This window comes from Aquiflexum sp. (assembly GCF_041749095.1).
In the GTDB taxonomy this organism is placed as follows: domain Bacteria; phylum Bacteroidota; class Bacteroidia; order Cytophagales; family Cyclobacteriaceae; genus Aquiflexum.
Genome location: NZ_JBGTCA010000345.1, coordinates 1 through 14912, shown reverse-complemented (window position 1 = coordinate 14912; position 14912 = coordinate 1). Strand labels below are relative to the sequence as shown.

9 protein-coding genes are annotated in these 14912 nt (G+C 39.8%); 3 read left to right on the top strand and 6 right to left on the bottom strand.

What is annotated here, in order from left to right; genetic code table 11:
* Positions 1–175 precede the first annotated feature (175 nt).
* The 3 genes from ACEW8O_RS15565 to ACEW8O_RS15555 all read right to left on the bottom strand — a co-directional run bounded on the left by ACEW8O_RS15565 (position 176) and on the right by ACEW8O_RS15555 (position 3628).
* A complete protein-coding gene (locus ACEW8O_RS15565; RefSeq protein WP_373495545.1) occupies positions 176–1321 on the bottom strand; it encodes an acyltransferase family protein in 1146 nt (381 codons plus the stop codon).
* 93 nt (positions 1322–1414) lie between these two features.
* Positions 1415–2275: a LytR/AlgR family response regulator transcription factor gene (locus ACEW8O_RS15560; protein ID WP_373495544.1), complete on the bottom strand. Its 861-nt coding sequence runs from the start codon at positions 2273–2275 to the stop codon at positions 1415–1417.
* A 123-nt stretch (positions 2276–2398) separates the two neighbouring features.
* The gene (locus ACEW8O_RS15555; RefSeq protein WP_373495543.1) at positions 2399–3628 is read right to left on the bottom strand and encodes an ATP-binding protein; all 1230 of its coding nucleotides are present in this window, start codon (positions 3626–3628) and stop codon (positions 2399–2401) included.
* Positions 3629–4003: 375 nt separating this feature from the next.
* Between ACEW8O_RS15555 and ACEW8O_RS15550 the strand changes: the two genes are divergently transcribed.
* Complete coding sequence (locus tag ACEW8O_RS15550) at positions 4004–4936, top strand: dihydrodipicolinate synthase family protein (protein WP_373495542.1); 933 nt, start codon at positions 4004–4006, stop codon at positions 4934–4936.
* A 23-nt stretch (positions 4937–4959) separates the two neighbouring features.
* A complete protein-coding gene (locus tag ACEW8O_RS15545) occupies positions 4960–6456 on the top strand; it encodes a sodium:solute symporter (RefSeq protein WP_373495541.1) in 1497 nt (498 codons plus the stop codon).
* Positions 6457–6821: 365 nt separating this feature from the next.
* Here the strand turns inward: ACEW8O_RS15545 and ACEW8O_RS15540 are convergent, their stop codons facing one another.
* Positions 6822–8060 carry a fibronectin type III domain-containing protein gene (locus tag ACEW8O_RS15540; protein ID WP_373495540.1) on the bottom strand — a complete coding sequence of 413 codons (1239 nt, stop codon included), beginning with the start codon at positions 8058–8060 and terminating at the stop codon, positions 6822–6824.
* A gap of 177 nt (positions 8061–8237) precedes the next feature.
* Between ACEW8O_RS15540 and ACEW8O_RS15535 the strand changes: the two genes are divergently transcribed.
* Positions 8238–10412 carry a bifunctional alpha,alpha-trehalose-phosphate synthase (UDP-forming)/trehalose-phosphatase gene (locus ACEW8O_RS15535; RefSeq protein WP_373495539.1) on the top strand — a complete coding sequence of 725 codons (2175 nt, stop codon included), beginning with the start codon at positions 8238–8240 and terminating at the stop codon, positions 10410–10412.
* 417 nt (positions 10413–10829) lie between these two features.
* On the opposite strand, the gene ACEW8O_RS15530 is transcribed toward ACEW8O_RS15535, so the two are convergent.
* Both ACEW8O_RS15530 and ACEW8O_RS15525 read right to left on the bottom strand, forming a co-directional pair.
* Positions 10830–12611, bottom strand: a complete 1782-nt coding sequence (locus tag ACEW8O_RS15530) for a glycoside hydrolase family 15 protein (RefSeq protein WP_373495538.1) — start codon at positions 12609–12611, stop codon at positions 10830–10832.
* Positions 12612–12867: 256 nt separating this feature from the next.
* A complete protein-coding gene (locus tag ACEW8O_RS15525; protein WP_373495537.1) occupies positions 12868–14454 on the bottom strand; it encodes a M1 family metallopeptidase in 1587 nt (528 codons plus the stop codon).
* Positions 14455–14912: the final 458 nt, after the last annotated feature.

Genomic DNA, 14912 nt, shown 5'->3' with positions numbered 1-14912 from the left:
AGTTATTGGTGCTGCACTACAGGAAACTATGATAAAAAGAAAAAAAGAAATCACCACAAGAAAATGCTTTGAACTGATCATGATTTTTAAGATTTGTAATTGGCTTGCAAACTAATGAACACATTTGAAATTACCCTGATTTCTCAAGATTCATTTTTGAATCAAACAGTACAAATTAGGCATGGATCCTTTTATCAATTCTTACAGGCTTTTTTCCTTTTAGCCCAAACAAAGGTCTTATCCATTTCCACCTCCTTATACCAAATTCATAAACCAACCAGGAAAACCCAAATGTACCTGCCGACATGACCAGGAACTTTGGCCAAAATCCCCAATCCAAGTGCATCAGATAAAACCCAATGCCTATGGTGAAGCTCTGATGAAGGATATAAAATGGATAGACAGACTCATTGGCATAGGTCAGGGTTTTGCTGGGACGGTTAAGGTATGCAGCGGCATAACCGAACAAAGCCAATATCCAAGCCCAAAGATTGAATACTTTGAACAACGCCTCAATGAAATGAATCAAAATAGAATCCGCATACAACTGCCTCAATCCTATCAGAAAGGTAAAACCTACCAATCCACAAAAGAGGTATTTACGCCTATTTTCAAGGACAGTTTTCCAGAAAACTTCTTTGACCGAGATCAGCAAAAAGCCAAAAAAGAAAAGCGTTATGTAATTCACCACATTGAACCAATCTCCCCAAAGGGCATGGGTGGATGGAAAAAACGGCTCAACCAAAGATTCCCATACATATAGCGGAATGGTCAACCAAAACAAACCAAAAGGCCGGGAAGCCAAAGCAGCCATTTTTTTCAATAACCAAGCTTCAGGATGATTCCTGAGGTAAAGGAAAGCCGGAATCAAAACCAGAGAAAAAAGCAACAAGTAGGGCAAAAACCACAGGTGGTGCCAGGAAAAATTTCCTTCAGGATATATCCCGATGAACGCCTGAGATGGCCAAAATTCGAAATACCCACCTGAGAATTGTCCCTTATCCAAACGTTCAAAATATACCTGGGGAGGAACAATGAAAAGTATTCCTACCACCAAAGGCAACAATAACCTTTGAATCCTTTCTTTGGCAAATTGACCCCCACTTCTTTTTGAAAGCGCATAATATGTTCCCATTCCGGAAATCACAAATAGGATAGGCAAGCGCCATTGATTCAGAAAAAGCATGGGCCATCTAATTTCAGGATATATGATGTCATTTTTGATATGAAATCCCCAAGGGACAAAAAACATCCCAACATGGTAAAATATCAGCAATCCGAAAACGATTACCCTTAGCCAGTCTAGGTCGTGTCTGCGCATAATTTTGAATTTTGTTTCTCCAAAAGTAGGTATTGAAAAGATCGGAAAAAGTGCCTTGTGACCAATATCAAGGATTTGGGATGAAATGCAAGGTTATGAGACTTTGTACTTTCTTTCAAAGTCATTGATCATCCCTCTTGATACAGGAAGTGAATCAGAATAACTTTTTATTTCCAGTTGATAGCCCTGTGCATTGCCTTTTACTTGGGCTACTTTTTGGAGATTTACCAAAAAAGACCTGTGGGTTTTGAAAAAATGGGGGAAGGATTTCAATTGGCTTTCAAGTTCTTTCAGTGTCATTCTTTTTAATACTTTGTTTGTCTTTTCACCATTCTCAAAATATATCTCCAAGTAATTCCCCTCTGATTTGGCAAATAAAAACTCATCCAGATTGAGATCAAAGTCATCGCTTTTTTGCTGGGTAACAATAGGTAGTAGCTTAACACTTTGTGGGAAAAAATCAGACTGTTGCTGATTGTTCAGAGTTTGAGCAGTTTTCAGATGTGCCTTCATCAACCTCAGGTAATTCATGGGAACCAAAATAACTGCAAACAGAATTCCCACCATATAGGTATTCCTGATTTCCTCCAAAAAATATCGCATGGACCAGTTGTCAGGATTTGCATATATCTGGTCTCTGACGAGAAACTGACTGATTCCTATGGTCAACAATACTCCAGAAATCAATACTATTTCATTTCCTACAGTCCACTTATCTTCATTTACACTTAAATTGTTCAGCCCAATAATCAGCAAAACACTAAGAAATGCATTCAATGAATGTATCATTGAAATCCAAAAAAAACTGACTTTGTGTTCAGGCCTGTAAACTACAAAAGGTTCGAAAAAAAAATTGAAGCTCATACTCATTCCAAAAATCAATGCAGCTATGATCCAAAGGTTTTTTCCTTTGAAATAATAGGGGTAAGGTTGTTTTAAGAACTTCTGAACCATTGAGGACTTTTATTTAACAAGAGGCATGATGTTGGTAAAAATCATTCACTCAAATTTAATCTATTTCTACTTTATCATATTTATCAATTAGGTTAAACCTGACAGGTTTCAACATTCAATCCTTCACTTGACAAAGTAGATCTTATGTAAAAGCCCAAAAAATGACCGTACATCTTGGACTATGATTGACCTTTCATTTACAGTCAACTGGTCATTTTGTGTCATTGTAACAATATAGCCCTTATCCATTTCAAAAAAATTCATTGCCTCTATTAAACCAGCTACTTCCCTATCCCTATTGTCGGGATGAAGTTCTTCTGAAACCTGTATCAACCATTTACAGAAAGAGCCCTCAAAAACCACAAAATCACACTCCTGTCTTTCTTTGAAATAAAACAGCTTATAGTTCTTTTTCCTAAAATTTAAATAAACAAGATTCTCCAATAGCCTTCCCTTATCCTTTGTAAAACTCAAGGAATTGGATTTGGCAAATCCGTTATCAATGCAATAAACTTTTTTGGGATTTTTCGATATACTTTTAGATGACCAACTGAACCGGGGAAGGAAAAACAGCAAATAGGAATCTTCCATCCAAGACAGGTAATCTGATACGGTGGTAGGAGAACCGACATTGAACGTATTGCGGATACCATTGAAACTTACCTCTTTCCCGAGATTGGATATTAGAAAAAGAGCGATATCCATCAGGACATGGGTGTTTTTTATCCCATACCTGACTGCTATATCCCTGTACAAAATATCCTTTAGCAACATCTGAAGTATTTCAGGGTTTTGGTCTCTTAGGAATTCGGGAAAGCCACCTTTGACTACATAGTCATAGAAATTCTCCTGACTATCATCTAGGCCTAAAAAGGTGAGGTATTCTTTATATGAAAAGGGGAACACTTCATGACTCAGATATCTACCTGTCAATCTTGTACCCATTTCCCGACTCAAAAGAGAAGCATTCGAACCTGTAACAAATATTTTTTCTCCTCTTTCATGTAGCTGTCTCACAAAAATCTCCCAACCCTCCACGTTCTGGATTTCATCAAAAAAGTAGGCTTCAACATCCTCTCCCATGACATCATCCAACTTTGAAAAATCCCCTACTTCAAAACCGAATACCCTTGAATCTTCAAAATTGAAATAGGCAACTTTTTCATAATATTTTTTGACTATCTGTCGCATCAGGGTACTCTTTCCAGATCTTCTTATACCGGAAATTACTTCGACATGAGTGGAGGAGGGTTTGAATATCTCCAACATTTCACGTTTGATAAAACCAAAATCTCTGGCCAAGACACTTTTTTGACCTTCAAAGGCGGCTTCTATATCTTCTTTAAATACCATATGAATAAGTAATTTACATCGCAAAGATAAAGTTTATTTTTACAATATAAACTATCTTACGTTGTAAGCGTAAATTATTTTACTTTTACAGCGTAATATATTAATTAGCATTTTTTTTAATCAGGGAATTTAGTTAAGAAGGTTAGTCATGGCATATTTCAGAATGGCCGTCACCCTGAAGATAGGAAGGGCCTCTTGAGGTTCAGAAAAAAATAGATATAAATATAAATAGGACCTCTGGAGATTCTTCGTGACTCAGAATGACGGCTGGCTAGAGGGTAACTTGATGTCATTTCTTTTCTGAACATTTTCAAAATCACATTGGATATTTTTTTAAATTGGATTTTTTACCAAATCTTAATTGGAAAATCTCAAATGGATAAAGAAAATACACCTGATAAATTGGAAGGCATTATTGTCCCTATGGTCACGCCTTTACTTTCCAATGGGGAATTGGACAAGAAAGGTACTGAAAGATTGATCCGCCACCTGACCCATGGTGGTGTTTATGGGATATTTATATTAGGCACAACAGGTGAGGCTTCGAGTTTAAAAACTGCCCTAAAAAAAGAATTGATAGAAATCACCTGCAAAGAAACACAAGGACAGCATTTGGTCTTGGTCGGCATCACCCATACTGCTATTGATGTCAGTCTTAAAATTGCCAAAATTGCAAAAGACAATGGCGCAGGGGCAGTGGTAGCTGCACCTCCTTATTATTTTTACCTGGATCAGGATGACCTGTTTAAATATTATATCAAACTCGCTGACCTAGTTCCGTTGCCGTTGTTTTTGTACAATTTCCCCATCATGACCAAAAACACCATTGAGCCCGAAACCGCCCAGAAATTATCCCGGCATCCCAATATCATTGGAATTAAAGACAGTTCGGGCAATGGAGTTTATTTCCAAAAATTATTGGCTATAAAAACAGAAAAACCTGATTTTTCGGTTATGATTGGTCCTGAAGAGATGCTTGCCCAATCAGTCCTTTCAGGTGGTGATGGCGGGGTCAACGGGGGTGCTAATATTTTTCCAAGTCTCTATGTCAGACTCTTCGAAGCTGCCATGAATAGAGACATTGATTTGGTCAACAAAATTCAGCCTCTTATCCTTGAAATCTCAAAAAACATATATGGATGCAGTCCAAAAACCTCCAGCTACCTCTGTGGGGTAAAAGAAAGCCTCTATTACCTGGGAATCTGTGAACCGCATATTGCCCCACCACTGCAATCTGTAGATGCCAAAGCAAAAGAAACCATAGTCCAAAATCTTGAAAAGATCATTTTCAAAATCAAAAGCATTTAATTACTTCCCGCCTTTTACAATCTATGAATCTTCCTCTTATTGATCTGATTGTTTTTTTGGTATATATGACTGGAATAATTGGCCTGGGAGCTTCTTTCTATTTCAAAAAAAGGACTTCTATCGATTATATCACGGGAGGTGGCAGGTTACCGGCATGGGCATTGGGGATGTCCATCTTCGCTACTTATGTGAGCAGTATCAGTTTTTTGGCTTTGCCTGGAAGTGCATACCAATCCAATTGGAACGGCTTTGTATTTAGCCTTTCCATTCCTTTAGCGGCATTTATTGCGGTGAAATATTTTGTCCCACTTTACAGAAAACTGCAGAGCCCCTCAGCCTATGCCTACCTGGAAAACCGTTTTGGCTTGTGGGCAAGGGTTTATGCCTCCACTTGCTATCTCTTGACACAATTGGCCCGAATGGGGGCTATCATGTATTTATTGGCGCTGCCTATGAACGCATTATTTGGCTGGAGTATCCCGATGATCATCATAGCTACAGGAATTGGAGTCGCGATATATGCCATGTTAGGGGGAATTGAAGCGGTGGTTTGGACAGATGCTGTTCAGGGAATTTTATTGATTTTAGGAGCACTGACATGTTTTTTGCTGATCATTTGGGAAATGCCGGGAGGATTTCCAGAGGTAATTGAAATCGCACAAGCCCATAACAAACTTTCTTTGGGCAGTCTTTCCTTTGACTGGAGTCAAAATACTTTTTGGGTGATTCTGGTATATGGTTTATTTATAAACCTACAGAATTTCGGTGTGGACCAAAGTTATATCCAACGTTATTTGGGAGCTAAAACAGAATCAGAAGCCAAAGCCTCAACTTGGTTGGGAAGCCTGCTCTATGTTCCGGTTTCTTTATTGTTTTTTATGATAGGCACAGGTTTGTTTGCCTATTACCAACAGTTTCCCGAAAACCTCCCATTGGAATTACAGGCCTTTGAAAATGCTGATAAAGTTTTTCCCTATTTTATTGTTTCATCCCTTCCTGTTGGATTGACCGGACTGATGATCGCGGCCATATTTGCAGCAGGTATGAGTACTTTATCCACCAGCATCAACAGTTCGGCCACGGTGATTCTGGAAGATCATGTCAAAAAATACCTTTTCCCCAAACTCCCTAAAGCTGCTGAGTTCAAAGTACTTTACATGTCCTCATTTATCATGGGAATTGCAGGTATTCTGATAGGCCTGGCCTTCAATGGGGTCAGTAGTGCATTGGATGCCTGGTGGGCGTTGGCTTCCATTTTCAGTGGGGGTATTTTGGGACTTTTCCTTTTGGGTGTACTTTCCCAATCCCAAAGTAACATGCCCGCTATTTTAGGTGTTGTATGTGGTTTGCTCATCATTGCTTGGATAAGTTTGGAGGAGTTACTCAATGCATATGGCTGGCCTGTACTGGAATTGCACAAGAATTTGGCCATAGTGTTGGGAACCATGGCTGTTTTTATTGTTGGGTTTGTTTTGGGGTGGTTGGTTAATGGGGTGAGGCGTTTAGGCTGGAGGCAATAGACCTCTCCTGCTGTCGAGGTGATAAGGACAAGTCGATTGCTGTTCTTAATTGTAGTTCTTGATTTTATTATGTTAAAAACTTTCCCTTTGTCATTTCGAACGTAGAGAGAAATCTATTGCCCAAAAAAGAGTATAAGACCTCTCCTAACGTCGAGGTGACAAGGATAAGTCGATTGCTGTTCTTGATTGTAGTTCTTGACTCAATTGTGTCAAAGACCTTTCCTTTGTCATTTCGAACGTAGAGAGAAATCTACCTGCTCCGAAAAGGCATTAGACCTCTCCTGCCGTCGAGGTGACAAGGACAAGATAACTTTGGAATCTCAAAAGCTATTTCTGATTCAATCGTGCTTCAATCCTCTCCCTCCTCAATCTTCCTTCCTCATCGACAAATCACTTTCAGGAAAGCTGTCAATGACATTCCCGTCCTCATCCACAGATATCAGGCTAAACTTTCCTTTTTCCAAAGTCAACAAGGTAAATGCCCTGACAGACTGGACTTTGTTGAGATACCAAGCACTGTCCAGGCTATGTACTTCCCGTGGTTGAACTCCCCAAGAACCATCACCCACATATACAATCCCCGATTCATCTATTTGTTGTGATTTGATTGGATAAGTTCTTTTGTAAGCATGGTCATGGTTTTCGAAAGCAATCCGGACTCCATTTTCCTCAAAAATAGGTGTCCAAGTTTCCCTTACCAGCGTTTGGGTAATTCCATTGTAATCCCGGACTGAAGGGTATGCAGTAACATGGTAAATGGGTATTTTATGCGTTACATTTTTTCTGGATTCAAGTGTTTTTCTGAGCCATTCTGTCTGTATTCCTTCTATGGGATTGGAGTGGTCTGTATCCAAAATGATCAGACTCAGGTATTTTCCGAAGTCCAGCACATTGTAACCGGGCTGACCGGGAAATGCAAAGAGCCCATAAAAATAAGGTGCTATTCTTCTTCTGAATTCTTTGGTCTGTTCATATCCTTCATGCTGGGTATAATATCCCCCAACTACTTCATGGTTACCCACTGCGACTATACAGGGAATAATCCGATTGTCTTCTGTGACCAAGGTATTTGTATAGGCATCAAACCAGTCATAAATCCTTTGGATATTTTCTGCCAAACCATTTTCATAAGCCATATCCCCTCCGATGATCACAAAATCAGGATTGTAGGACGTCACCACCCTATTGGTTTTTTCAAACCATTCTTTCTGATGCATGGAATCACCACCTATGGCAATCTTGAGAGATTTGTTGTTTAGATTTTTTGGAAGTGTGCGGAAGTAATAGATGGATTCAGAAGCTTCAAACCGGAACTCATATTCAGTATTGGCTCTTAAACCTTGAAGTCCTACTCGATGGACATACCTAGTTGAGAAGGGATAGGGCAAAACATCACTATCGAATGAATGCCATTTTTCTGTACCCTTTCTCCTGAAAAACAATGTCGTGGGAGTGTCCTCATCCAAATGCCAGTCCACATCCATAGATGCGGTGGGGTCAGAGCTCCAGGTGAGGTAAAAGGCTTGTGGGCCTGACTGGGAAAATCCTGCATTCCAAAAGAATATCCCAACAAAAAGAAGGGCGACGGGTATTAAATATTTCATTTTTATTTAATGTTTTCGGATTTGAAATTTAAACAAATAATAGCAACTCGAGAGTATTTAACACTATCTATTTAATGGTAAAAACCTTTGAAATTGGTCAAATTTTGGACTATTTTATTTATATTTAAAAATCATCTTTTTATAAATAGTTCATTAATTGTTTATTAAATCTTAGTAATGGCTAAAACTATAATTGTATCCAACCGGCTTCCGGTTTCGCTGAGGCATCGAAACAACCGATTCGAATTCAAACCTTCTGCCGGAGGTTTGGCCACAGGCTTGGGTTCCATCTACAAATCAGGTGAAAATATCTGGATCGGCTGGCCGGGAAATACGGTCGAAGATCCCGAGCAGCGGGCAGAAATCATTTTGGAACTGCACGAATTGAAAATGGCCCCTGTTTTTCTTTCAAAAGAAGATGTAGAGCAATTTTATGAAGGATTCAGCAATGAAACCTTGTGGCCGGCATTCCATTATTTTACCCAATACATTGTCTATAACCCGGAGCATTGGGAAGCCTATATCCGGGTCAATCAGTTATTCTGCGATGCCATTCTCAAAAAAGCTGATCCGGATGACACGATTTGGGTACACGATTACCAACTTTTGCTCCTTCCAAAAATGCTGCGGGACGTATTGCCCAATGCGACGATTGCTTTTTTTCAACATATTCCCTTCCCTTCCTATGAAATCATCCGAATGATTCCTTGGAGGAAAGAATTGCTGGAAGGAGTATGTGGATCTGATCTGGTCGGATTTCACACCTATGATGACATGCGTCACTTTCTCAGTGCTGTGGGCAGAATAACCGGAATGACTTCTGAAAGCGGATACATTCAGGCCGAAAACAGGATTATCAATGTTGATTCCTTTCCTATGGGCATTGATTACGGTAAATTTGAAAAACAGGCCAAAAGCAAAAGAACCCAAAAAATTGTCAAGAATTTCAAGAACCAAGTTGGAGACTCAAAACTGATCTTAACCATAGATAGATTGGACTATTCCAAAGGTATTCCCCAACGGCTCCATGTATTCTATGAGCTCTTGAAAAACCATAAGGATTTACATGGGAAAATCTCCATGATTATGGTCGTAGTACCGAGTCGGGACAAAGTACAATCTTATAAAGAGCTAAAGGAAGAAATTGATTTGCTAGTAGGCAGAATAAATGCGGAGTATTCCACTTTAAATTGGATACCCGTTCACTATTTCTACCGGGGTTTTCCTTTTGAGGAATTGAGTGCTTTCTATAGCATGTCTGACATTGCCTTGGTGACACCTCTCCGGGATGGGATGAATTTGGTCTGTAAGGAATTTGTAGCCAGTAAAACCGATCAGACCGGTGTATTGATTCTTTCTGAAATGGCAGGTGCTTCCAAAGAACTCATCGATGCAGTCTTGGTCAATCCCAACGATAAGCAGGGTATGGTGGACGCCATATATCAAGCGCTGGCTATGAAACCTGAAGAACAAAAATCCAGGATGGTTTCTATGCAGGAAAGCCTTAAGAAATATGATATCTTCCAATGGGTAAAGGTGTATTTGGATCGGTTGGAGCATGTAAAAAAGAAACAGGCAGAACTTATTTCCAGAGTGGTGGACACCAAAATTATCCAAGAAATCGAAGAAAAATTCAAGTCAGCTTCCAATCCTGTCCTGTTCTTGGATTATGATGGTACTTTGACGGGATTCAAAGCAAACCCACAGGACGCAAAACCTGATGCAGAATTAAAAAGTATCGTCAAAAATTTGAGTCCCAAGGCCCAGGTAGTCATTATCTCGGGTAGAGATAAGGATACGCTTGGCAAATGGTTTAAAGGTCAGGAAATAGATATGATTGCTGAACACGGCGTTTGGGTGATGCGCAAATCCTCCAAGGAAGGATGGGAACTATACGCCGAGGTAGATGACAGTTGGAAAGAAGAAATCAGAAAAATCATGGAATACTATGTACTTAGGACCCCCGGTGCATTTATCGAAGAAAAACACCATTCGCTTGTTTGGCATTACAGAAAAGTGGAAAGCGGTCTGGGAGACCTGAGAATGAGGGAACTGTTTTCACATCTTAAATACATGGCAAGCGGATATAATTTACAGGTCCTGGAAGGAAACATGGTCCTGGAGATCAAACGACCCGATATCAACAAGGGAAGGGCAGCGGTAGCAATGATGAAAGGAAATGAATATGATTTCGTACTGGCAATCGGAGACGACTGGACAGATGAGGACACTTTCAAAGCCATGCCAAAAAATGCCTATACCATACGGGTGGGATATGCTTATACCCAAGCAAATTATAACATCAAATCCTTTAGACAGGTAAGAGACCTACTCAAAAAACTTATTGAGTAAATATTTTTGAACTGTAAATTGCATTCAATTCTATAAAGGACTTTGCCTTGTCACCTCGACGTCAGGAGAGGTCTGCAGCCCGTCTTGATGTCATTACCAATTCTGAACATTTACAAAATGTTGGGGACTACCAATGACAGATTATTGATAAGTGCAATTATTTACTGGTTGTACATTAATTTCGCTAAAATTAATCATATATAAGCCAAACCAATGTCATTATATTTTCTGAACATTTCCAAAATGTTAAATACTACCATTGACAGATTATTAATAAGTGCAATTATTTATTGGTTTTACATTAATTTTACTCAAATTAATCATATATAAGCCAAACCAATGTCATTACATTTTCTGTACATTTCCAAAATGTTAATTACTCGGAATGACGCCTGCCTGCCAGATGTAATATACTTTTTATAGAAAATTAGGCCGATCCAGCTTTCTGCCAATTCTAAACGCCGCATTCATCAATCCGACATGGGAGTAAGCCTGTGGAAAATTTCCCCATTGACTGCCCGTGGCCTGATCCACATCTTCCGAAAACAAATTGAGGTGGTTGGAATATTTGATCAAAGTTTCAAATCCCTCAATTGCCTCATCCAGCCTATTGACACAGGCCAAAGCCTCAATATACCAAAATGCACAGATCAAAAACGTGGTCTCGGGAACCCCGAAATCATCCATATGCTTGTATCGGTAGAAGAGGTAATCTTTTGAAAGAAGCTCTTTTTCCAATTCTTTAAGGTGATTGTTTGCCCGCTCTATATCATCGCCAAAGTAACCCATAGTAATCAATTGCAAGGTAGAAGCATCCATATGTTTGGCGCCTATCGCCTGTGAATAGGCTTTCCTATCAGGGAGATAGCAAGCTTCTATTTTTGCGACAGCCAGATCCTTCAGGTACATTGCTTTCTCATACATCTTTTCGTTTTTGAGACGCTTGCCGATTTTGGCCGCGGCCAAAGAACCTGCCCAATGAAAAAGGAAAGTATAGCAATGTTCTTGGGCAAGACTTCTGAATTCCCATAGTCCGGCATCCTTTTCATCCATCGTCTGTTCGATTTTATCCAACAAATTCATGATCATAGGTTCTGAGCTACTTCGCTCCTTTGAGGTAAACCTTTGATCCGAATACAGGGGCAAAAGGGACACCAACACCTGTCCATATAGATCGTTCTGAATATGGGTATAAGCCTGATTGCCAAACCTGACAGGCTTGTTTCCCAAATACCCTTCCAAATCGGAGATTTCTTCAATCAATAAACTCTCTCCGGTAATGGAATAAAGTGGTTGGTATCTACCATCAGCACCTGTCGGAAGGTTTTGGATAAATTCAAAATATTTTTCAAGTTCCTCAAAGTGGCCTACGCCACTAAAAGAAGTAAGGGTATAGTAACTGTCTCTTATCCAACAATACCGATAATCCCAATTCCTTGTGGAACCTGGAGCCTCCGGAAGGGATGTGGTGGAGGCAGCTATGATGGCACCGGTGTCCTCATATTGGTGGATCTTTAGGATCAATGCAGAGCGAAGTACCAACCGCTGATGAAATCCGGAAATGCTGGTAGACTTGACCCATGATTGCCAGTATTCCATGGTTGAATGCAGGAATCTCTCACAGGTGGATTCAATCGGTGCTTCTAATGGTCTTCCGTATGTGAAAACCATGTATATAGGACGCTGAAGCACAAATGATTTCCCTTCACAGATGTAGGTAAGGGCTGCATTTGATGTCAGTCTGATTTCCTGATCCTCGCCCATATACCGGATATGATTGCTCCCAATACTGGGAACAAGTTCTTTTTTACCTCTATCGGCAACCGGCCTACAGGTGATCTTGATCCTGGGAGCCCCGGATATAGGTTCAATTTTCCGGATCAACATCAATGGTTTAAAATACCTGTCAAAATTCTTGAAGCGAGGGGCAAAATCAGTCACTTTGTAACTGTCATGCCCTGTATTTATAGTGGTTTCAAGAATGTTGGTGTTTTCAATATATACCTGGGAAGATTCAAAATCAGACCCTTCCGGCAAAATGGTAAACTCACCCCCCTTTTGTTTATCCAGCATCCCTCCGAAAATAAAATCCGAATCAAAGCGGGGTAGGCAAAGCCAGGAAATATTGGTGTTCTTTTCAACATGGGCAATGTAGGAACAGTTACCTATCAGCCCAGATTCATATATATGTTTGTTCATGTTGTTTAAAGGTTTGGTTTGAGAAAATACTAAAAATGGCTACCGGGTTCATGGCAAGAAAACAAAATCAGCTTTGGAATCCAAAGATTTGGAAAGTTTATATGGATTTCATTTTAATCTTTCATTGTCAAGTTAATGCTCGTTCATAGAAACCTGACAGGTTTTTAAATTATAATGGTTATTATTGATGCTTTCTGCTCATTAAACCTGTCAGGTTTATCGTTTACTACAAATATGAAAAGTGCGCTTAACAGACCTACTTTTGATCAAGTAGATACCAACCATTGGGATCAACCTCAATTGGACCTTCACTTCTTACCAAAACAGATTTTGAAGATAGCATGTGCCTTTCATATCCATTAGGAGTTTTTATTTCTACCGGCATGGAAAAATCAATATTGGGTAAACTGACTTGATATCCTTTCTTTCCTTTTTTGGAAACTTTTACTTTAGGAACTCTGATGCTTTTAAGGTACATGTCAAAGAATCCCTGTAACTCCATTCCGGTATATTGCTGGACAAATTCGGTAAAATCAGCCGTTTCGACTAGATTTTCATAGGTAAAACGCTCATCTGAGACAAAGGCTTTGAGCATGGGAAAGAACAACTCATCACCTATGTAATATCTCAGCGAATGTATTATAAATGCCCCTTTGGTATATATCTCAGGATGATAGGCTTGGTCAGAATTGGAGTTTCTTGGTGAAACTACGGGCCTTGCATGGGCTATCCCCTTTTTGACTGAAGCCACTTTTTGGTGATAGGCCTCTTCTCCTCCATGTTCCAGGTAAAACAGCCAATCGCCATAAGCCGTCAATCCCTCATGGATCCAGAAATCCGCCCAATCTTTGACCGAAACCTTATTGCCAAACCACTCGTGCCCCAATTCATGGTGAAGCAGCCAATCAGCGTACTCATCCCCTATTTTCACAAACTGAAAATTATTCCCATAAGCATTGATGGTCTGATGTTCCATCCCCAAATAGGGTGTCTCCACGACAGCGATTTTGTCATTGGGAAATGGATAGGGTCCAAAAAACTTCTCGTGGGTTTTGGCAGAAGTTTCCAATACTTCCAGCAGCGATTTGGCTTTATCCCTGTTTTGCTGGAGAACATAAACAATCATCGAAATTTCGGTACCGTCTGCACTCTCAAAAGTTTTTGATTCCTCATGGAATATTCCCAGGGTAAAGTTGATATTGTAATTGTTGATGGGATATTGTGTTGTCCAGTGATAGGTGACTTTTCCGCTTTGTTTTTGGGTATCCACCAGCCTTCCATTGGCAGCCACAAAATAAGGATATGGCGCAGTGAGAATTAAATCCACTCCGTTGGAAGGTTCACTTGATGGGTGGTCCAGGCAGGGCATAAAAATCTTTGCCCCTTCATTTTGGGAGGAAAGACCCATCCAATGATTCTCCAATTCATCTATCTCCCAAGTAAAACCACCTGTCCAAGGTGGACGGATAGCGATTGGAGTTTGGCCTCCATAAAACACCTCCACCTCAGTGCAGGTACAATCGGAGGGATAAACGTCCAAAGTATCCCCAAAATGCCGGAAACCGACTTCCTCTCCATCCATCATGACTTTGGTCACCGTGTACTCTTCGATTAGGTTCAACCTCAAGGTGTCCAACTTTTCATCAGAGAAAAAAGTAATTTTGTTTTTCCCATGGATTTCCTGCTTTTCGGGAAATATCTCCAGTTCCAACTGATAATGCAAAACTTCATATTTTATTTGCAAAGGATCAATCTCCCCACCCCAAGCCCAGTTTTTTTGGATTTGGGCGAAAGTGCTGAAAGAGATCAGAAGGAAAGAAAGGATAAGGAAGGTTGTTTTCATTGGCTTCAATATAATAGATTTATTTCGTACTGGGGAATTACCTACTAGATTTAGTATAGGCTTTCAGTAGCGACTGGGTGTAGTTTGCAACTACACCTTTTTATGATATTCAATTTGCAATTGATAAATCCACGAAAATCATATGATCAACCTTTCCTGATCTTTTTACTGATATGTTTCCTTCTTATCTAATTGTTTTTCTTATAAACTGGAAGGATAAAAAGGTGTAGATACAATCTACACCTACTCGACTTTGGTTCTTTACTACATAAATAATAAAAAAGGCTGTAAATTTTGTTTTACGGCCTTTTATTTTGATATTTATATCTAGTTAAAATACTAGATATGGGATATAAAACCAAAGTCCAGCTCATCAAAAGATTGAAAAGCGAACAGTACTATGTCAATTTTCCGGCAGCCGTTGCGCAGGCAATTGAATTTACCGCCGGCGAGGAGGT

Coding starts and splice junctions, on each gene's coding strand:
- ACEW8O_RS15565 (WP_373495545.1), bottom strand. CDS start 1,321: ATGCGCAGACACGACCTAGACTGGCTAAGGGTAATCGTTTTCGGATTG.
- ACEW8O_RS15560 (WP_373495544.1), bottom strand. CDS start 2,275: ATGGTTCAGAAGTTCTTAAAACAACCTTACCCCTATTATTTCAAAGGA.
- ACEW8O_RS15555 (WP_373495543.1), bottom strand. CDS start 3,628: ATGGTATTTAAAGAAGATATAGAAGCCGCCTTTGAAGGTCAAAAAAGT.
- ACEW8O_RS15550 (WP_373495542.1), top strand. CDS start 4,004: ATGGATAAAGAAAATACACCTGATAAATTGGAAGGCATTATTGTCCCT.
- ACEW8O_RS15545 (WP_373495541.1), top strand. CDS start 4,960: ATGAATCTTCCTCTTATTGATCTGATTGTTTTTTTGGTATATATGACT.
- ACEW8O_RS15540 (WP_373495540.1), bottom strand. CDS start 8,060: ATGAAATATTTAATACCCGTCGCCCTTCTTTTTGTTGGGATATTCTTT.
- ACEW8O_RS15535 (WP_373495539.1), top strand. CDS start 8,238: ATGGCTAAAACTATAATTGTATCCAACCGGCTTCCGGTTTCGCTGAGG.
- ACEW8O_RS15530 (WP_373495538.1), bottom strand. CDS start 12,611: ATGAACAAACATATATATGAATCTGGGCTGATAGGTAACTGTTCCTAC.
- ACEW8O_RS15525 (WP_373495537.1), bottom strand. CDS start 14,454: ATGAAAACAACCTTCCTTATCCTTTCTTTCCTTCTGATCTCTTTCAGC.